Source organism: Dickeya chrysanthemi NCPPB 402, from assembly GCF_000406105.1.
In the GTDB taxonomy this organism is placed as follows: Bacteria; Pseudomonadota; Gammaproteobacteria; order Enterobacterales; family Enterobacteriaceae; genus Dickeya; species Dickeya chrysanthemi.
In genome coordinates this window covers 1,018,953-1,037,089 of sequence record NZ_CM001974.1, presented here as the reverse complement: position 1 = coordinate 1,037,089, position 18,137 = coordinate 1,018,953, and the positions used below count along the sequence as shown (strand labels likewise).

Here is an 18,137-nt window from a genome sequence, read left to right as displayed (position 1 = left end):
ACAGACTGTCGTATTATTGTCACCGTATCGGTATATGCTCGACACACAATAATAACGGTGATAGCGTTTTTTACGACATGCATGCCCCGCCTCGGGGCTTTTTTATTGGTACAACTGCAGAACACCGCAATGATTATCCGTAAGCTAATCCCCGACGACCTTGCTGAATTTCGGCGCATCAGACTGGAAGGCTTGCTGAACGCAGCTTACGCTTTCGGCAGCAATTGGCAAAAAGAGCAGGCCGAACCCGATAGCCTGTTCCTGGCCCGACTGGAACATAACCATATATGGGGTGTGTACGTCTGCACATGAATTAGGCGGCATTGCCGCTTACAGCGTAAACGATGATGAAGAAGGCACGATCTGGGGTGTTTACGTTGCCGAATCGCTACGCGGCACCGGTGCGTCTTACCCGCTAATGAGTGCATTGATTAATGACGCTCGTCTTCGCTTATCCCGCCTGACATTGACCGTCATGAATAATAATGCTCCGGCAATACAGCTTTACCGACACCTGGGGTTTGTACACAGGGCCGCTCTTCCGTCATCGCCGGCAGGCGACAGTGCACTTCAACAATGGTATTTGAAGCTAAAATAATGCAGGCCTGTCAGTTGAGCCGACAGGCCTGATGGGAACGGCATCCCAGAAGGAAATAACACTCTTGTTACGCAAAACCCCTGGCTACAGGGTGGATTAACGCATCAAGCGAGTTAACGTTACGTACCTCCGATACTTTCAGTTAAGTAAGACGCGGCGGTGATCCTGGAGCGGAATTAACGCCAGCCCCAAGGGCAGCCACCTGCCCGTCAACCCGAAAGCATACAGCGGCGGAAAAATCCTGTTATGCGTGTCTCATCCCTGGCGAGTTATTAGCGCGACGTTTTCCCTTTCATTTTTCACGTTATTCTATTTCCCATTCATTTTTAAAGCCCTGGAACGAAACCAATTACGTCTGTTTTATTTATCGGAAATAATTGCCTTAACATTACCTCCGATGAAAAAATATTTTTACTTCCCTGCATGATTGTACCCTGCTAAATTATTTAAATTGCAAAGCGAACCGGTGATACTAAAAAAAAGCCCACCGACGGGTGGGCTAAGCTATTGGTTTTCTCAACAGCAAGGGTTTAGTAGTACTGGCACGACAGTTATCCATTGACTGCCTGGTTATAAATTAGCTTTCTTTTCTTAAAACAACCTTAGTTTTATCGCCGCTAACGGAATTTAATTAAAACACTATGATGAAATCACATTTATACCCAAAATAATTCGAGTTGCAGGAAGACGGCGACGCAGAGAATCCCCGGGAGCTTACTCAAGTAAGTGACTGGGGTGAGCGACAAATCTGCCGGGAGCAGATTTGAACGCAGCGCGCTGCGGCCGTAGGGCGAGGCCCCAGGATGGGCCGAGTAATAAAGCCAACGCACCTGCAACGTGAAGTATGACGGGTATATCACTCTCAAAAAAAAGCCCACCATCAAGGTGGGCAAAAAACACTATTCTCTGGCATGAAGCATCCTGAAGACACAGGTTGGCGGTTTTCCTCCGCCTGAAAAAAATTCTACGACATTAATATTAAGCCAACATTAGGAAAACCAAAAAACACCTAAATCGCTAAAATTTTTTGGAGAACAGTTTTTCATTTTGTGAAAATGAAACACACAGTGAATAAACAATATGTACTCTTACGAATTAACCGTTCGGACGCATGAAAAGGAAAGCCCACCGAGTGGTGGGCAAAAAGAACATCTTTATAATAAATAAACCCTGGTGTTTGGCACTACAATGAGATTGACTGAAAACAAAATTACACCAGAGAGATTAAATTAACCTTAATAAAACGAATGCAATCTATTTTTTCTGTGATAATGACAACAGAAAAAAATCAAACACAAATAATAATACTTGCCGTGACCATCATGATGAACAAAAAGCCCATCAGAAAGATGGGCTAAAAAAGAATGAACATCGAAAATAAAATTCCTTACTCTAATAACATGGCACAGCAGTCAATTAACACTAAGTTAAAGTGTAACAGAAACCCGCCAGACTGCCCAAAAATCAGCCACTATTCTTTGTTTTTGTGAATGCGCGCAATCTCCCGGATGCGCCAGTGCCCCCTATCCTGCTGCCTGAGCAGATTTTTATTTCCTCACATTTGCAGGTTTCCACGGCCATCACGTACACTCGCCAGAAGAGATAACGAGACCTCGCTCTACAATCGGCTGCAGATAAACGTTCAGTACCGTAATGACTAACGGCAATAGCGGGGTATTGTCTGTTGCATTCGGCATTAAAGGGAGAAGACAACGTGCCATCATCATTTTTACGCGGACCTGGCATGATGGATAACCACACCGATCGGCTTAGCAGTTCGTTGATCATTCACCGATCGGCTGACGTGCTATTTGATTTGTGGCGTAATCCCCAAACATTGCCCGTATTGATGAACCATGTCGCCCATATTGACATCATTAACCGTACGGATTCTTTATGGCGCATGAAGGCCCCCTTCGGCCAGTATATTGAATGGAAGGCACGCATCGAGGATGAACAGCCGGGCGAGTTTATCTACTGGCGTTCATTGCCGGGCGCCAGAATTCCTAATGAAGGTCGTCTCTCGTTTCGGCCGCTCCCGAACAGCGAGAGTACCGAAGTCACCCTCAGCATTCGGTTCAATCCCCCCGGCGGCATTCTGGGAAGAACACTCAGCCAGGTGTTTCAACTGCTACCCAAAGAGATGTTAAACAAGACGTTACTACGCTTTAAACAGATGGCGGAACATCCTGAATCTTAGCTCTGGTGCATAAAAAAACGGGCGGCAGGAAAGCCCTACCGCCCGTCGTCGTTATATCGACGATATTATTTTTTGTCAGGCATCATGCGCAACAGCGTATCGTCACGCACCACATAGTGATGATACAGCGCAGCGACGGCATGGAACCCCACCAGGAAATAGCCGGCATTGGCAATCAGCTCATGGATGTTCAGTAAAATTTGTTTCATGTCTTCGTTCGGCTCTGCCGCTATCGGCATCGCAATACCGAATACTGACCAGTCAGCGCCACGGTAGTACATTCCCACCACACCTAATATCGGCAGCGCCAAAAACATCAGATACAGAAAGCCATGTACGGCATGGGAAGCGATCACCAGCAACCGAGCTGGTCGTGGGGTGATGGGAGGGGTCGGATAACGAAAGCGCTGCACCACTCTCAGGATCATCAGCACCCATACGGAAACACCACAGCTGTAGTGAATCGTCAACATTAATGCTCGTGCACTGCTTCCACGCGGAGCAAAACCACGCAGTTCCATCGCGGCGTAAGTGACTGCGACCAGCAGTAATGCCAGCCAGTGCAAGGCTATCTGAGATGAATGATACTTAGTCTTCATGGAATTCCTTCTCTGTATGGACATACAATCAATGTGAATATAGGACGCATACAGCCTAACGTCACTCTATTAAGCCAACCTTAGTTTTAAGCGACTTTTTAGTCAGACTCCACTCCTTCTATACTGTACTGCGGACAAAAAAATCCCGCCTTAAGCGAAGGCGGGAAAAACTACTCTCTGACAGGGATGAATAACACAACATCAACAAGGGTTGAGACAAACATTACCAGCCCCAGTGTATAGAACTGTCATCCGTCAGTAAGGTTGATTGGCAGGATGTAAGTCGAATTTGGTGCGGATAACATCACCTGACAGAGGGAAATCAGCGGGAAAAGGCCGCAAAGTCACGGCTACGTGCAAGTATGAAGCAGCGGTCATATAGAACAAAAAACCCAGCACCACGCCAGACAACGACACCAGACCGGCTCTGCGCCCCTGGCACACCGTGCGCGAGAGCAGGTAAATCATATTCGGGCCGGGTGTCAGCACCAGACCTAAAGCAATCGCAGACGCAACCACTCACTCCTCCGGAGGATAGTGATAATCCCAGCGGAAAAAACCGTGATCCTGAAACGAACCAGACTGTAACGACTGCTTTCGCGTTTTGACATAGTTTGGCGGCGGGCAGGTTACGTTGCACATCCAGTAGCCGGGAAACCAGCCCTCCATGCCGGGTAACAGCGCTATTTGCGTATCGAACGGATTCAGCTCAGGTAGCGAGTAGTAAACGAATTCACCAATAGAGTGTTCAATCCACTCTTCGGCACTGCCCAATTCCGCTAGCGCGTTAGGGTGCAACGGTGAACGGGCCAGATCGACAAACTCTTTGACGTGATTCATCGACCAGCCGCAAAACTCCAGCGAACGCGGCCGTTCCGCCATTTCATACAGTCGATCTACCGAAATTTCCGGCAACGGATCAGGCTGTTCGGGAAAAAACTCATTGTGCTTTTGCAGGCATAGCAACAGGTAGGATGCAACCAGCGCCCCTAACTCATGGATCACCAGCGCCGGGTGCTCACCCGCACCGCCGCCGATAATCAAATTGTCTGGCGTACATGAAAAATCATCCGCTCCCCAGGGAGAATCCGTCACGTCCTCCAGCGGATGATAGATTGGCAATCCGTTCAGAAAACCAACCAGTTCGTGTTTGATGGTATCGATGTAGCTCATGGTTACCGGCTTTTAAACAGTCATATAAGACAGATATCGGCGGGACATGGCCCGAATGATGTTCTTCGCAGGGTACACTGTGTTTATCGCCTTCTCCAGACCAATCTTTATCACCTAAGCGGCGATCACCCGACATGCCACATCTCTCTTCAGCAGCATAAAAAATCAAAAACACCACCGTATACAGATGTCATTAATGCATTTGTTTTTAATTGAGAAAAGTTAGTCTATTAAACTGATAGTCTTCGATATTTACTATAAGTTTTCATTCTAGTTACCGCGCGCTAGCCTGCCCGCAGAAGCTGTTCTTTCATTCACAACACAGGAAAAGACCATGAAACAAAAAGTCGCATTGGTCACTGGCGCAGGTCAGGGAATCGGCCGGGCCATTGCTCTTCGTCTGGCAAAAGACGGTTTTGCCGTCGCCGCCGTGGATTATAACGGTGATACCGCCGGCCAGGTGGCGCAGGAAATCAGGCAGCACGGCGGCAACGCCATTGCACTGATTGCGGATGTCTCCGACCGCGACCAGGTATTTCATGCGGTTCGCACCGCGCACAAACAACTGGGCGGCTTTCACGTGATCGTCAATAACGCCGGTATCGCCCCGACGACGCTAATCGAAGATATCACGCCGGAAATCGTTGATAAGGTATACAACATCAACGTGAAAGGCGTCATCTGGGGCATACAGGCTGCGCTGGAAGCGTTTAAGGCTCAGGGGCAAGGCGGGAAAATTATCAATGCAGCATCCCAGGCAGGCCACGTCGGCAACCCGGAACTGGCGGTTTACAGTTCCAGTAAATTCGCCGTACGTGGTCTGACGCAAACCGCTGCACGCGATTTGGCGCCGCTGGGCATCACCGTCAATGCTTACTGCCCGGGTATCGTTAAAACGCCAATGTGGGAAGAGATTGACCGCCAGATTTCCGAAGCGGCGGGCAAACCGCTTGGCTACGGCACAGCCGAGTTCGCCAAACGCATCACACTGGGCCGTTTGTCCGAGCCGGAAGATGTCGCCGCCTGCGTCTCCTACCTTGCCGGCCCTGACTCCGACTACATGACCGGCCAGGCGTTGCTGATCGACGGCGGTATGGTATTTAACTAAATAGGGTATTTCACTCAATGTGCACGACGGCATGGCTCGTCGTGCGCTTTATACCGTTACGCCGGCAGGCTTCAACACTTCTCGCCATACGGCGAGGGGTGTTTCTTCCCTTCCTCCTCTTCTGACCCGTGCGTAATGCAAACAGCAGAACACCATCACGGCCGGTGCTATAACGGTTTTTCAACCTTGTCTATGGCGACCTTCACCCTTTTAGCGACTCCCTACTCAGGGTATGCCTATTAATTCGATAGAAACAACTGCCGTTATCCATTTTGTCAAAAACGGTAAAGTAGCCACTGTTGCTGTAGGCGTTGAGACTCTCCAGTAACAGCGGCGGTTAACCAGACGGCCGACCATGAGCGGAAACCTCTCACACCCCGTCATGACGACAGGGAACGAACGATAGATAAACCGCATTCACCAACAGGGCATCGGTATTATCAAGGTCTCTGATGGAGAATCTTCTCTGCTTATAGCTTCGAGCAGTGCAATGGAATCACAGCAATAACCAAACCCTATTGTTGATAATAATCATACGGAAGATGAGGAAAGTTATGAGCAATCGCACCTCCATATATCGTGTCCCCGGCTGGAAAAAACCGCTGGCGATCATCATTTCACTCTTAATGGCCTCCCCGGTATTGGCAGATACCCTGACCCGCGATAATGGCGCACCGGTGGGCGACAACCAAAACTCGCAAACCGCGGGTCCCAACGGCCCGGTTTTACTGCAAGATGTCCAGTTGTTGCAGAAGCTGCAACGTTTTGATCGTGAACGTATTCCGGAACGCGTGGTACATGCCCGCGGCACCGGCGCACATGGGTCATTCACCGCGACGGAAGATATTTCGGATCTGACTATCGCCCAGGTGTTCAAAAAAGGCAGCGAAACCCCCGTATTCGTACGTTTCTCAAGCGTAGTGCACGGCAATCACTCTCCGGAAACCCTGCGTGACCCACGCGGCTTCGCCACCAAGTTCTATACCGCACAAGGCAACTGGGATCTGGTAGGCAATAATTTCCCGACCTTCTTCATTCGCGACGCCATTAAATTCCCGGATATGGTGCACGCGTTCAAACCCGACCCGCGTACCAATCAGGATAATGACGGACGCCGGTTTGATTTCTTCTCTCACGTTCCGGAATCTATTCGTACCCTGACCTTGCTCTACTCCAACGAAGGCACGCCGGCCAGTTATCGCAACATGGACGGCAACGGCGTTCATGCCTACAAGCTGGTTAATGCCAAAGGTGAAGTGCATTACGTCAAGTTCCACTGGAAGACGCTGCAAGGCGTGAAAAATCTCGATCCCAAACAGGTAGAGGAAGTTCAGGGCAAGGATTACAGCCACATGACCAACGATCTGGTTGCTGCTATCAACCGTAGCGACTATCCGAAGTGGGATCTTTACATCCAGGTGCTGACGCCGGACGATCTGGCTAAATTTGATTTCAACCCGCTGGATGCCACCAAAATCTGGCCTGGCGTACCGGAGCGTAAAATCGGCCAGATGGTGCTGAACAAGAATCCGGACAACTTCTTCCAGGAAACCGAGCAAGTTGCCATGGCGCCGGCCAACCTGGTTCCGGGTATCGAACCGTCTGAAGATCGGCTGCTGCAAGGTCGCCTGTTCTCCTACGCCGATACCCAGATGTACCGTCTGGGCGCTAACGGCCTGAGCTTGCCTATCAATGCTCCGCTGAAAAAAGCCAACAATATCAATCAGGATGGCAGCCTGAATAGCGGTCATACGCAAGACAAAGGCGTTAACTACCAGCCAAGCCGGCTGTATCCGCGCGAAGAGCTGGTTTCCGCCCGCTACAGCCAGACGCCGCTGAACGGCACCACGCAGCAGCGTAAAATCCAGAAAGAGCAGAATTTCAAACAGACCGGCGAACTGTATCGCTCGTACAGTAAAAAAGATCAGGATGATCTGGTACAAAGCCTTGGGTCCGCACTGGCGATGGCCGATACCGAAAGTAAAACCATCATGCTTTCTTACTTCTATAAGGCTGATGCAACCTACGGTACTCGCCTGACCAGCGTCGCCAAAGGCGACCTGAGCAAAGTACAGTCACTGGCCGGCAAACTGGCCGACTAAGGGAATATCGCCGCCCGGCACCTTCATCCGGGCGGCGATAATGACAAGGGAGTCGTCGTCATGAAACCGATTCATGTTCTTTTTTGCTTGCTGGCGTTCACTCAGGCAACCGCGCAGGCACAGCCAGCGGCGGTGCCGGTAACGCCGCCGGCCTCGCACATCGCGACAGCCACACCGCCAACGGCGAGTGAGCAGCAGATAAAAAGCCAGCTCAACCAATATTTATGGGATGCCGCCCGCACCGGCAACAACGCCGTCATTCAGGAATTTGCCGACGCGGGCTACAACCTCAACGCCCGGGATGAAAAAGGCTACACCGCCGTTATTCTGGCGGCTTATCACGGCTATTACGATACCGTATCGCTGTTGCTCAACCGCGGCGCCGACCCTTGCCTGCAAGATAATCGCGGTAATACCGCACTGATGGGCGCCGTATTTAAAGGTGAACTGAAGATTGCCCACTTATTGCTGAATGCAACATGTAATCCGGATACCCGCAATAACGTCGGGCAAACGGCGGCAATGTATGCATCGCTGTTTCAGCGCACGGAAATTCTCAAAGCGTTGCAGGAAAAAGGGGCGGATATGAACGCGACCGATGCGCTGGGTAATAGCGTGCAGGCGCTTGGAAAAGGTGAAGTAAAAGGGCAGTAGCCAAAACGAGCCGACTAAAACGACACGCCCCGCATGAAGCCATGATATTCAGGCGGGGCGTGTGATATCAGACTGGGTTAGCATGGATTCAGTCATCCCATTTGGGGCTTAGAAATGCGGCCAGAAATCCCGGTACAACAATCACGGCCAGAATCGCCAAATACACAGTAATCTGTTCGAACATAACAACCTCCTACGTCAACATGTAAAGCAACCTCATGGTTCCACCGCACATTCATACGATCAGACATTCACACAATCAGACATTCACTCATTACATGCAGATTTTATCGTCCGAAAGTTAAGCAAACATTAACGTTTTATTGAACATTAAAAAATCGGACCAGGACGAAAGCCCCAAAACAACCCTACTCTCGCCTCTCCCAACCACCACTTTCAGTGAGCCACATCCTGATGTACACCACAAAAAACAATAACCACTTGTTTTTAAAAACCTAATCACCTTTATACCCAAAATAATTCGAGTTGCAGGACAACACGCTCGCGTGTTGAACAACGCAAAGCGTTGGCCCGTCAGGGCAAGGCTCATTGAGCCTTGTAACGCGGCGACGCAGTGAATCCCCGGGAGCTTACATCAGTAAGTGACTGGGGTGAGCGAGGAAAGCCAACGAACCTGCAACTTGAAGTATGACGGGTATAGTCACGAAGGGAATTATACGCGAGCATATATAAAAATAGTGTAATGAATTTTATTGATAATAATAAAAACCTATATTTATTGTCAGCAGATACAAGAAAAATACACTATTCGTATGACGTATGCTTTACCTGATGCTGGAACGGACCATCAGGGACACCTTAAATATCCATATTCCGGATGCATTCCTGAAAAATAAAACAGACCATCGAAAAATAAGCCGATGGTCGTTATATTTCTTCAGTCTTAATCAATCCAATTATTAAAAAAATGACGTCGTTAATAGAAAGCCAGGCCGTCCTCTCCCGTTGTGAAAAAATGACCTAAAACAATATTTGCGTGGGGTCACAGATTCTTCGCTGACGGCTATTTTATCCATAAGATCAGCGAATACGCCCTGACCCTCTTCCCGCGGCAAAAACTACTGTTTTGTTATGAGCGTTTAGCAGAGGAAAAATCCCCCCGCCTGTCGTACCCCAGGATCGGGGCAATCCTGAATACCGAATAATACCGTTGTCCCCAAGAATGAAAAACCGATAGCCAATGATAACCAGAGAGGACACTTTTATGTGGAAACGCGTCATGTTAGCTTCAGCTGTGTGTGCGTCCTTGTCATCGGTCGCGCTGGCCGCGCCGTTAACGGTGGGATTTTCTCAAGTCGGCTCGGAATCAGGCTGGCGCGCGGCGGAAACCACAGTCGCGAAAGAACAGGCAAAAGCGCGCGGTATTAACCTGAAAATAGCCGATGCTCAGCAAAAACAGGAAAACCAGATCAAGGCGGTACGTTCCTTTATCGCACAAGGGGTGGATGCTATTTTCATTGCCCCCGTCGTGGCGACCGGCTGGGAGCCGGTGCTGAAAGAAGCCAAAGAAGCCAAAATCCCGGTGATCCTGCTGGACCGCGGTATCGACGTCAAAGATGACTCGCTGTATCTCACCACCGTACGTGCCGACAATATCAAGGAAGGGGCATTAATTGGCGAGTGGCTGATTAACAATGAAAACGGTAAAAACTGTAATGTCGTGCAGTTAGAAGGCACCGTCGGCGCCAGCGTCGCCATTGACCGTAAAAAAGGCTTTGAAAACGCTATCGCCAAAACACCCAATATTAAAATTATCCGTTCCCAGTCCGGCGACTTTACCCGTAGCGGCGGCAAGCAGGTAATGGAAAGTTTTATTAAGTCAGAAAATAACGGCAAGAATATCTGCATGGTTTTCGCCCATAACGACGATATGGTGATCGGTGCTATTCAGGCTATTAAGGAAGCCGGGTTAAAACCGGGAAAAGATATTCTGACCGGTTCGATTGACGGCGTACCGGATATTTTTCGCGCCATGCTGGCGGGCGAAGCTAATGTCTCGGTCGAACTGACGCCCAATATGGCAGGACCGGCGTTTGACGCGCTGGAAAAATATAAAAAGGAGGGTACATTGCCGCCCAAACTGATTCTGACGCCGTCCACCCTGTTCAAACCTGACAGCGCACAGACCGAGCTCGATAAGAAAAAGAACATGGGATATTGATCGTTTATCGTCATCTCCGTCCTGCCACCGCGACGGCAGGATGGAGGACATCGCCGGTTTTGTGAGGGAGAATCCCATGAACGATTTCGATAACCAGGAGATCCTGCGTACGGAAGGGCTGAGCAAATTTTTTCCCGGCGTAAAAGCGCTCGACAACGTCGATTTCAGCCTGCGGCGTGGTGAAATCATGGCGTTGCTGGGGGAAAACGGCGCAGGGAAATCCACATTGATCAAAACGCTCACTGGGGTGTATCAACGGGATGCCGGCGCGATTTACCTTGAAGGACAGTCTATCTCGCCGAAAAATACCGCTCACGCCCAGCAACTGGGGATCGGCACGGTGTATCAGGAAGTGAATCTGCTGCCCAATTTGTCGGTGGCGGATAACCTGTTTATCGGCCGCGAACCCCGGCGCTTCGGATTATTGCAACGCGCCGAGATGGAAAAACGCGCGGCGGCGCTGATGTCTTCCTACGGTTTCGAACTGGATGTACGCGAACCGCTGAACCGCTTTTCGGTCGCAATGCAGCAAATCGTCGCCATCTGCCGCACCATCGATCTTTCCGCCAAGGTATTGATCCTTGATGAGCCCACCGCCAGCCTCGACACGCAGGAAGTGGAGATGCTGTTCACCCTGATGCGTCAGTTGCGCGATCAGGGCGTCAGCCTGATCTTCGTCACCCATTTTCTCGACCAGGTTTATCAGGTGACCGACCGCATCACCGTGCTGCGCAACGGCGCGTTCGTCGGCACCCGCGATACCGCCTCACTGCTGCAAATAGAACTGGTGAAAATGATGCTGGGGCGCGAACTGGAACAAAACGCGCTGCAACGCGCCGGGCGCACGCTGCTGAGCGACAAGCCAGTGGTGGAATTCACAGGCTACGGCAAAAAAGGCGTGATTGAACCGTTTGAACTGGCGGTACGACCGGGTGAAATCGTCGGCCTCGCCGGGTTGCTGGGATCCGGGCGCACGGAAACCGCCGAAGTGATCTTCGGCATCAAACCGGCCGATCGCGGCGAAGCGGTGATCAAGGGAAAACCACAGACGCTGCGATCGCCACATCAGGCTTCCTGCCTTGGCATCGGTTTTTGCCCGGAAGATCGCAAAACCGACGGCATCATCGCCGCCGCCTCGGTGCGGGAAAATATTATTCTGGCGTTGCAGGCGCAGCGCGGCTGGCTACGGCCGATCCCGCGCCGGGAACAGATAGCCATCGCCGAGCGGTTCATCCGCCAGCTTGGCATCCGCACGCCGGGTACCGAGCAACCCATCGAATTACTGTCCGGCGGCAATCAACAGAAAGTGCTGCTATCTCGCTGGCTGCTGACCAAACCGCAATTCCTGATCCTCGATGAACCGACGCGCGGCATCGACGTCGGCGCCCACGCCGAAATCATCCGGTTGATCGAAAGCCTGTGCGCCAACGGGCTGGCGCTGCTGGTGATCTCATCCGAACTGGAGGAATTGGTGGGGTACGCCGACCGGGTGCTGATTATGCGTGACCGGCAGCAGGTGGCGGAAATCCCGCTCGACCAGCTATCCGTTTCCGCCATCATGAATGCCATCGCGGCATAAGGAGGGCATGGTGATGCCTCGATCACTGATCAAGCCGGGCTCCGATAAGCGCCCGTTTCGCTGGCCGGCGCTGCGGTTATCACAAGGTACGCCGCAGATTGCCGCGCTGGTGCTGGTGTTGCTGGTAGACAGCCTGGTCGCCAGCCACTTTTTCCAAATCGTGGTGCAGGATGGCCGCCTGTTCGGCAGCCCCATCGATATTCTCAACCGGGCAGCGCCGGTGGCGTTGCTGGCGATCGGCATGACGCTGGTGATCGCCACCGGTGGGATTGACCTGTCGGTCGGCGCCATTATGGCGATCGCCGGCGCGGTGGCGGCGTCGCTCACCGTGCAGGGCTACAGTCTGGGGATAGTGCTGCTGGCCGCACTCGGCGTCGGTATGCTGGCCGGGCTGTGGAACGGTATTCTGGTGGCGGTTCTGAAGATCCAGCCGTTCGTCGCGACCTTGATCCTGATGGTGGCCGGGCGTGGTATCGCTCAGTTGATCACCGCCGGGCAGATCGTCACGTTCAACTCACCACCGCTGGCCTGGCTCGGCAGCGGTGCGCTGTTCTGGTTTCCAACGCCTATCATCATCGCGTTGGTCACCTTGATTCTGTTCTGGCTGCTGGTGCGGCGCACCGCGCTGGGATTGTTCATCGAATCGGTGGGTATCAATATTCGGGCGGCGAAAAACGCCGGGGTCAGCACCCGCGCCATGGTCACGATGACTTACATGCTGAGCGGGCTGTGTGCCGCCATCGCCGGGGTGATCGTCACCGCCGATATCCGCGGAGCCGACGCCAACAACGCCGGTCTGTGGCTGGAGTTGGACGCCATTCTCGCGGTGGTGATCGGTGGCGGCTCGCTGATGGGCGGGCGCTTCAATCTGGCGCTGTCGGTGGTGGGTGCGCTGATTATTCAGGGCATGAACACCGGCATTCTACTGTCCGGCTTTCCGCCGGAGCTGAATCAGGTAGTGAAAGCTATCGTGGTGCTGTGCGTCTTGATCGTCCAGTCGCCGCGTTTCATGACCTTGCTGAAAGGAGCTGGCCATCATGATAAAGCGTAATCTGCCGCTGATGATCACACTGGCGGTGTTCGTGCTGGGTTACCTGTACTGCCTGACGCAATTTCCGGGCTTTGCCTCCACCCGGGTGATTTGCAACATTCTTACCGATAACGCCTTTCTTGGCATCATCGCCGTCGGCATGACCTTTGTGATCCTCTCCGGCGGTATCGACCTGTCCGTCGGGTCGGTGATCGCCTTCACCGGCGTGTTTCTCGCCAAAGCTATCGGCGTGTGGGGGCTGTCGCCGCTGGTGGCGTTCCCGCTGATTTTAGTGATGGGATGCGCTTTTGGTGCGTTCATGGGGCTACTCATCGATGCGTTAAAAATCCCGGCGTTTATTATCACGCTGGCGGGGATGTTCTTTCTGCGCGGCGCCAGTTATCTGGTGTCGAAAGAATCGCTGCCGATCAACCACCCGATCTATGAAACGCTCTCCAGCCTGGCGTGGACCATCCCCGGCGGCGGTCGGCTTAGCGCCATGGGGCTGCTGATGCTAATGGTGGTCGCCGTCGGCATCGTGCTGGCACGCCATACCCGCTTCGGCAATCAGGTTTACGCCATCGGCGGCAACAGCACCTCCGCCAATCTGATGGGCATTTCCACCCGCAGCACCACCCTTCGCATTTATATGCTGTCCACCGGGCTGGCGACCCTCGCCGGGATCGTATTTTCCATTTATACCTCGGCGGGGTATGCGCTGGCTGGGGTCGGCGTCGAGCTGGATGCCATCGCCTCGGTGGTGATCGGCGGTACGCTGCTGAGCGGCGGCGTCGGTACCGTGCTCGGCACGCTGTTCGGCGTGGCGATTCAGGGGCTGATCCAGACCTATATCAATTTCGACGGCACGCTGAGTTCCTGGTGGACCAAGATCGCCATCGGCGTGTTGTTGTTTGTGTTCATCGCCCTGCAACGCGGCCTGACCGCGCTGTGGGAAAACCGCCAGAATGCGCCGGTGCGCCGTATCGCCCCGCACGGATAACGGCAGCGCCCGCCGGCGGCAAACTTGCCATCGGCGGGAATACGCCTATGTTTGAATACAGGGATAGCGCATGTTGTCATCGGGCAACGACCCGATATCATACCCGTCATACTTCAAGTTGCAGGTGCGTTGGCTGCCCTCGCTCACCCCGGTCACTTACTTGAGTAAGCTCCTGGGGATTCGCTCTGTTGCCGCCTTCCTGCAACTTGAATTATTTAGGGTATATACCCACAGCGCTTTTCCCCCTTGCCACCCTTCGCTTTCCTTTCTTCACACCACCAGGTTGTACGTTGTTCGAACATAACGAGACGAGGCTACCGTCAGCACGGCAGTTAGCCTGTGCAACGGTCTTTTCCGGGTGGCGACACATTCATGGTTCGAGATTGACACGTTCTATCGAGAGGAAATGCTATGACTCACACCAAAAGCCACACAGCAAGCACACCTGAAGCAGAGCAGTCGCCACATTACGAAAGCAGCGGGCATAGCCTGCTGACTCTGGATAACGCCGGGCCGATCCAAATGGGATTTTGGGTGCCCAACCGGGTATGGGCTACCGCCAAATTCCTGATGCCACTGCGCGAACATATCGCCAACAAAAAACAGACCAATACCCTGACGCCGATGCAGCCGGTGCTCCAGAACTTTAAAAACTGGGTCACCAACCATAGCGTCTACCGTATGTGGCTCAATAGCATGATCGAACAATCCAACGCTTATGTGGCTTCGCTGCCCGAATCCACCCGTAAGGAGATCAGCGACGATGGCGACGCAACCTGGATAGACAGCTACGACAGCTTCTTCGAGATCCTCAACGAAATCATCACCACCTCGCCGTCGTTCAACACCACCGCACAAGTCGGGACGCCGATGAATGCGTTTCTGGCGGTCGCAATGGGCACAGAAGCAGGCGTGGCGCTGTTCCACGATGCGACGTTCAACCAGCAGTTCCGTCAGGTGCTGGACGCCTGGAACAGCTTCCTGAAAAGCAGCGCCTCGCTCGACAAACTCGATATCGCACAGCCGGAAAAACCCGGCTCCTGGATCTCCAAAGGCGCGTACCAGGCCGGCGTCTGGAACCAGATGCAGCACGATCCCAACCTGCCGGGTTACGGTTTCGCCAGCTGGAACGATTTCTTTATCCGTCAGTTCGTCCCCGGCGCACGCCCATTCCAGGGCGATCCGAATACCCAGATAGACATCGGCTGTGAAACCACGCCGTGGCGCTATGCCGACCAGTTGCAACTGGAGAGCCGGTTCTGGGTCAAAGACATTCCCTATTCGCTGCTCGATCTGTTCGGCGGTCAGCGGCAATGGGCCAAACTGTTCGAGGGAGGGCAGCTCTATCAAGGTTTCCTCTCCGCTACCCATTACCATCGCTGGAACGCGCCGCTGGACGGTTTTCTGGTGCGTTCCTGGGTTGAACCGGGTACTTACTTCGCTCAGCGCCCCGGGCAGGGCGAAAATCAGGGCACCTGGGAAGGCACCGAGTCGCAGCCGTACCTCGGCCATGTGGCCGCGCGCGCGGTGTTTATCTTCCAGCACAAGACCTGCGGCTACGTAGCGCTTATCTGCATCGGCATGGTGGAAGTCTCCAGCTGCGTGATTGAACCCAGCACCTTTATCGTTGAAGAGAGCGCCGAACCGGTCGGCATCACTCGCGGCGTCGAAATCGGTCACTTCGAATTCGGCGGCTCGACTCACATGATGATCTTCCAGAAAGATCGGGTGGCGTTGGAAAAATGGGCTATCGACGCCGTCCGTCACCGCAACGATAAAAATCCCGTCCCGCTGGGCAGCGTGATCGCCACCGCGCTGGATAGCAAAGGCCAATAAGCGCCCGCTCCGGGCTCCGGCTACGGTCGGAGCCCGTTTATCAACCCGGGCCGACGCCCGCTCCTGCGTGCATCGGCTTCAGTAAGGTCAGGTAAACCATGTGTACCACAATGATTATCACCCGCGGCGCCACCGCCGATGGCTCCACGATGGTGACCCATTCGGACGATGACGAACTGTCGGATCAGCGCTTTATCCATGTACCGGCACAGCATCATGCGCCGGGCAGCCTGCGCGGGATCATCGACGGCACCAACGTCAGCTATCCGCGCATCGTCAGCCAGGACCGGGGCGCCGGCTACCAGACGCCCGGTTGGCCGGAAACACCGATAATCGGCACTATTGCGCAGGTTGAGCACACCTACGCCTACTTCGACGGCAACTACGGCATCATGAACGAACATAATCTAATGTTCGGCGAATGCACCAACGGTGCCAGGTACGAACCGGCGCACGTCACAATGCAGCAGGCCGCCGAAAACAACACCCACTGCCGCCTGTTCTACAGCGCCGAGTTGTCGCGCATTGCGTTGGAACGCTGCAAAACCGCTCGGGAATCGGTGGAATTGATGGGGGCGTTGATTGACGAATACGGTTATTTCTCCACCGGTGAAACCTTGTTGGTTGCGGATGAAAACGAAGGCTGGGTATTTGAAATGTGCGCGCTGCCGGATGAAATCTACCACTCGGCCTGGGTCGCGCAGCGCGTCCCGGACGGCACCGTCTTCGTAGCGGCGAACGAATTCCGGATCCGGGAAATCCGGCAGGACTCGCCGGATCAGCTGTTTTCCCACAACTTACTGCCCGGGTTGAAAAAAGTCGGCTGGGCAACGCCGGAACAAGGCCCGGTCGACTGGCTGAAATCGGTCAGTTGGGGGGAATACAACCACCCCTACTATTCGCTGCGCCGCGTCTGGCGCATCTTCGATCGCATCAATCCGGATCTCGGCCTCAGCCCGTGGGTGAACGGCGGCAGTTACACTACCGACTACCCGTTCTCGGTTACCCCCAAAACCCCGCTGGTCGCTCGCGACCTGTTCGCGCTGTACCGCGACCACTACGAAGGCACCCCGTTCGACCTGACCAAAGGCGTCGCGGCCGGACCCTATGGCGATCCCAACCGCTACGTCGGCCCCTACGACGGCAACCAGAACAATGTCTCCGCTGACCGTACGCTGTTCGGCGCCTGGGAGCGCGCCATTTCGGTGTTCTATCAGGGCTATACCTACGTGGCGCAAACCCGCCCCGCGGCGCCGGATCTGACCCGCGGCATTGTCTGGTTTGGCCCGGACGTGGCTTACACGACCTGTTTTGCCCCCTTCCCGGCCAAACTCCCCGACCTGCCCGCCGCCTACCAGAGCGGCGATCCCCAGCAGTTTGATCGCCGGGCGGCATGGTGGGCGTTCGATTTCGTTGCCAACTGGGCCCGACTCAATTATCAGCGGATGTACCACGTGGATATCCAGCCGTTGCAGCACACGCTGGAAGCGCAGCAAGACGCGCGCGTGGCACAGTGGGACAACGCCATGGCGCAGCAGCCGGATGCGGCGCAACTGGCCCGGCTGTGCGAACAGAACGCCAACGAGGTACTCGCCCGCTGGTGGGCATTGGCGGATAGGCTGATCGCCAAATATTCCGATGGTTATATCAATCCGCCGCCGCTGCGCCCGCAAAACCCGCCCGCCATTCCCATCGGTTACCCGGCCGACTGGTTGAGCATCACCAACTATCGCGACGGGCCGATAAGCTACGACATGCCGGTCACCCTGGCGGCAACCCGCCGATGACGGCGCTACGGGGGTGTCGCTCCGCCCCCGTCTCATCCTGACGATTTCCATTCTGTTAATCAGGCGTTTTTTTTTCGTGATCTCTTTCACCCTTTATGTCGACTTGCCGAATTTTGTTATTCGCTTTGGCGAGCCGTTGCCACAATAACCGCAAGTCAACACAGGAACCGCAAGTCAACACAGGAAACACCGGGCCGCCGCCATCCGTACTGGCGCGGCATGAATAATGGAAGGGTTCTCTCAAGGATGAGATTCCCCCGTCGCGACGCAGCCAGCCATGCCGGCATAC

At 53.8% G+C, this 18,137-nt stretch carries 15 protein-coding genes and 1 pseudogene; 12 read left to right on the top strand and 4 right to left on the bottom strand.

Translation table 11 applies throughout. The annotated features are described in order from the left end of the window. Positions 1–129 precede the first annotated feature (129 nt). The 3 genes from DCH402_RS22985 (at position 130) to DCH402_RS04665 (ending at position 2,798) form a co-directional block, all read left to right on the top strand. On the top strand, positions 130–312 hold the full coding sequence (locus DCH402_RS22985) for a hypothetical protein (RefSeq protein ID WP_233276321.1): 183 nt from the start codon (positions 130–132) through the stop codon (positions 310–312). Then, positions 293–598, top strand: coding sequence for a GNAT family N-acetyltransferase (locus tag DCH402_RS21075; RefSeq protein ID WP_226052390.1), 306 nt, complete (start codon positions 293–295; stop codon positions 596–598). Before DCH402_RS22985 ends, DCH402_RS21075 begins: the two co-directional genes overlap by 20 nt. A 1,744-nt stretch (positions 599–2,342) precedes the next feature. Further along, positions 2,343–2,798 carry an SRPBCC family protein gene (locus DCH402_RS04665; protein ID WP_040000031.1) on the top strand — a complete coding sequence of 152 codons (456 nt, stop codon included), beginning with the start codon at positions 2,343–2,345 and terminating at the stop codon, positions 2,796–2,798. Positions 2,799–2,863: 65 nt separating this feature from the next. Here DCH402_RS04665 and cybB read toward each other — a convergent pair whose 3' ends face one another. The 3 genes and pseudogenes from cybB to DCH402_RS04650 all read right to left on the bottom strand — a co-directional run bounded on the left by cybB (position 2,864) and on the right by DCH402_RS04650 (position 4,570). Further along, the gene (cybB, locus tag DCH402_RS04660) at positions 2,864–3,397 is read right to left on the bottom strand and encodes a cytochrome b561 (RefSeq protein ID WP_040000029.1); all 534 of its coding nucleotides are present in this window, start codon (positions 3,395–3,397) and stop codon (positions 2,864–2,866) included. Positions 3,398–3,724: 327 nt separating this feature from the next. After that, positions 3,725–3,916 (bottom strand): annotated as a pseudogene (locus DCH402_RS22980) (LysE family translocator); the annotation flags it as partial. Next, positions 3,917–4,570, bottom strand: a complete 654-nt coding sequence (locus DCH402_RS04650) for a hypothetical protein (RefSeq protein WP_040000025.1) — start codon at positions 4,568–4,570, stop codon at positions 3,917–3,919. 334 nt (positions 4,571–4,904) lie between these two features. On the opposite strand from DCH402_RS04650, the gene DCH402_RS04645 reads away from it, so the two are divergent. The 3 genes from DCH402_RS04645 (at position 4,905) to DCH402_RS04635 (ending at position 8,434) form a co-directional block, all read left to right on the top strand. Continuing rightward, a complete protein-coding gene (locus DCH402_RS04645; protein ID WP_012768726.1) occupies positions 4,905–5,678 on the top strand; it encodes a (S)-acetoin forming diacetyl reductase in 774 nt (257 codons plus the stop codon). A gap of 626 nt (positions 5,679–6,304) precedes the next feature. Further along, positions 6,305–7,780, top strand: a complete 1,476-nt coding sequence (gene katB, locus DCH402_RS04640; RefSeq protein ID WP_411431455.1) for a catalase KatB — start codon at positions 6,305–6,307, stop codon at positions 7,778–7,780. A gap of 60 nt (positions 7,781–7,840) precedes the next feature. Continuing rightward, positions 7,841–8,434 carry an ankyrin repeat domain-containing protein gene (locus DCH402_RS04635; RefSeq protein WP_040000022.1) on the top strand — a complete coding sequence of 198 codons (594 nt, stop codon included), beginning with the start codon at positions 7,841–7,843 and terminating at the stop codon, positions 8,432–8,434. 88 nt (positions 8,435–8,522) lie between these two features. On the opposite strand, the gene mgtS is transcribed toward DCH402_RS04635, so the two are convergent. After that, positions 8,523–8,618, bottom strand: coding sequence for a protein MgtS (gene mgtS / locus DCH402_RS22175; protein ID WP_012768723.1), 96 nt, complete (start codon positions 8,616–8,618; stop codon positions 8,523–8,525). A 1,041-nt stretch (positions 8,619–9,659) separates the two neighbouring features. Between mgtS and ytfQ the strand changes: the two genes are divergently transcribed. The 6 genes from ytfQ to DCH402_RS04605 all read left to right on the top strand — a co-directional run bounded on the left by ytfQ (position 9,660) and on the right by DCH402_RS04605 (position 17,848). Beyond that, entirely contained in the window at positions 9,660–10,616 is a 957-nt protein-coding gene (gene ytfQ, locus DCH402_RS04630) for a galactofuranose ABC transporter, galactofuranose-binding protein YtfQ (protein ID WP_040000020.1), read from the top strand. A gap of 76 nt (positions 10,617–10,692) precedes the next feature. Continuing rightward, positions 10,693–12,195 carry a galactofuranose ABC transporter, ATP-binding protein YtfR gene (gene ytfR, locus DCH402_RS04625; RefSeq protein ID WP_040000019.1) on the top strand — a complete coding sequence of 501 codons (1,503 nt, stop codon included), beginning with the start codon at positions 10,693–10,695 and terminating at the stop codon, positions 12,193–12,195. Between the two features lie 13 nt (positions 12,196–12,208). After that, the gene (gene ytfT / locus DCH402_RS04620; RefSeq protein WP_040003377.1) at positions 12,209–13,246 is read left to right on the top strand and encodes a galactofuranose ABC transporter, ATP-binding protein YtfT; all 1,038 of its coding nucleotides are present in this window, start codon (positions 12,209–12,211) and stop codon (positions 13,244–13,246) included. Next, entirely contained in the window at positions 13,233–14,225 is a 993-nt protein-coding gene (yjfF, locus tag DCH402_RS04615) for a galactofuranose ABC transporter, permease protein YjfF (protein ID WP_040000018.1), read from the top strand. Before ytfT ends, yjfF begins: the two co-directional genes overlap by 14 nt. Positions 14,226–14,636: 411 nt before the next feature. Beyond that, a complete protein-coding gene (locus DCH402_RS04610; protein ID WP_040000017.1) occupies positions 14,637–16,061 on the top strand; it encodes a phosphatidylserine decarboxylase family protein in 1,425 nt (474 codons plus the stop codon). Positions 16,062–16,159: 98 nt separating this feature from the next. Next, complete coding sequence (locus DCH402_RS04605) at positions 16,160–17,848, top strand: dipeptidase (RefSeq protein WP_040000016.1); 1,689 nt, start codon at positions 16,160–16,162, stop codon at positions 17,846–17,848. The last annotated feature ends 289 nt before the right edge of the window (positions 17,849–18,137 follow it).

Bases quoted from the DNA above. Each gene is read 5' to 3' on its own strand.
- DCH402_RS22985 (WP_233276321.1), top strand. From the start codon at position 130: ATGATTATCCGTAAGCTAATCCCCGACGACCTTGCTGAATTTCGGCGC.
- DCH402_RS04665 (WP_040000031.1), top strand. From the start codon at position 2,343: ATGATGGATAACCACACCGATCGGCTTAGCAGTTCGTTGATCATTCAC.
- cybB (WP_040000029.1), bottom strand. From the start codon at position 3,397: ATGAAGACTAAGTATCATTCATCTCAGATAGCCTTGCACTGGCTGGCA.
- DCH402_RS04650 (WP_040000025.1), bottom strand. From the start codon at position 4,570: ATGAGCTACATCGATACCATCAAACACGAACTGGTTGGTTTTCTGAAC.
- DCH402_RS04645 (WP_012768726.1), top strand. From the start codon at position 4,905: ATGAAACAAAAAGTCGCATTGGTCACTGGCGCAGGTCAGGGAATCGGC.
- katB (WP_411431455.1), top strand. From the start codon at position 6,305: ATGGCCTCCCCGGTATTGGCAGATACCCTGACCCGCGATAATGGCGCA.
- DCH402_RS04635 (WP_040000022.1), top strand. From the start codon at position 7,841: ATGAAACCGATTCATGTTCTTTTTTGCTTGCTGGCGTTCACTCAGGCA.
- mgtS (WP_012768723.1), bottom strand. From the start codon at position 8,618: ATGTTCGAACAGATTACTGTGTATTTGGCGATTCTGGCCGTGATTGTT.
- ytfQ (WP_040000020.1), top strand. From the start codon at position 9,660: ATGTGGAAACGCGTCATGTTAGCTTCAGCTGTGTGTGCGTCCTTGTCA.
- ytfR (WP_040000019.1), top strand. From the start codon at position 10,693: ATGAACGATTTCGATAACCAGGAGATCCTGCGTACGGAAGGGCTGAGC.
- ytfT (WP_040003377.1), top strand. From the start codon at position 12,209: ATGCCTCGATCACTGATCAAGCCGGGCTCCGATAAGCGCCCGTTTCGC.
- yjfF (WP_040000018.1), top strand. From the start codon at position 13,233: ATGATAAAGCGTAATCTGCCGCTGATGATCACACTGGCGGTGTTCGTG.
- DCH402_RS04610 (WP_040000017.1), top strand. From the start codon at position 14,637: ATGACTCACACCAAAAGCCACACAGCAAGCACACCTGAAGCAGAGCAG.
- DCH402_RS04605 (WP_040000016.1), top strand. From the start codon at position 16,160: ATGTGTACCACAATGATTATCACCCGCGGCGCCACCGCCGATGGCTCC.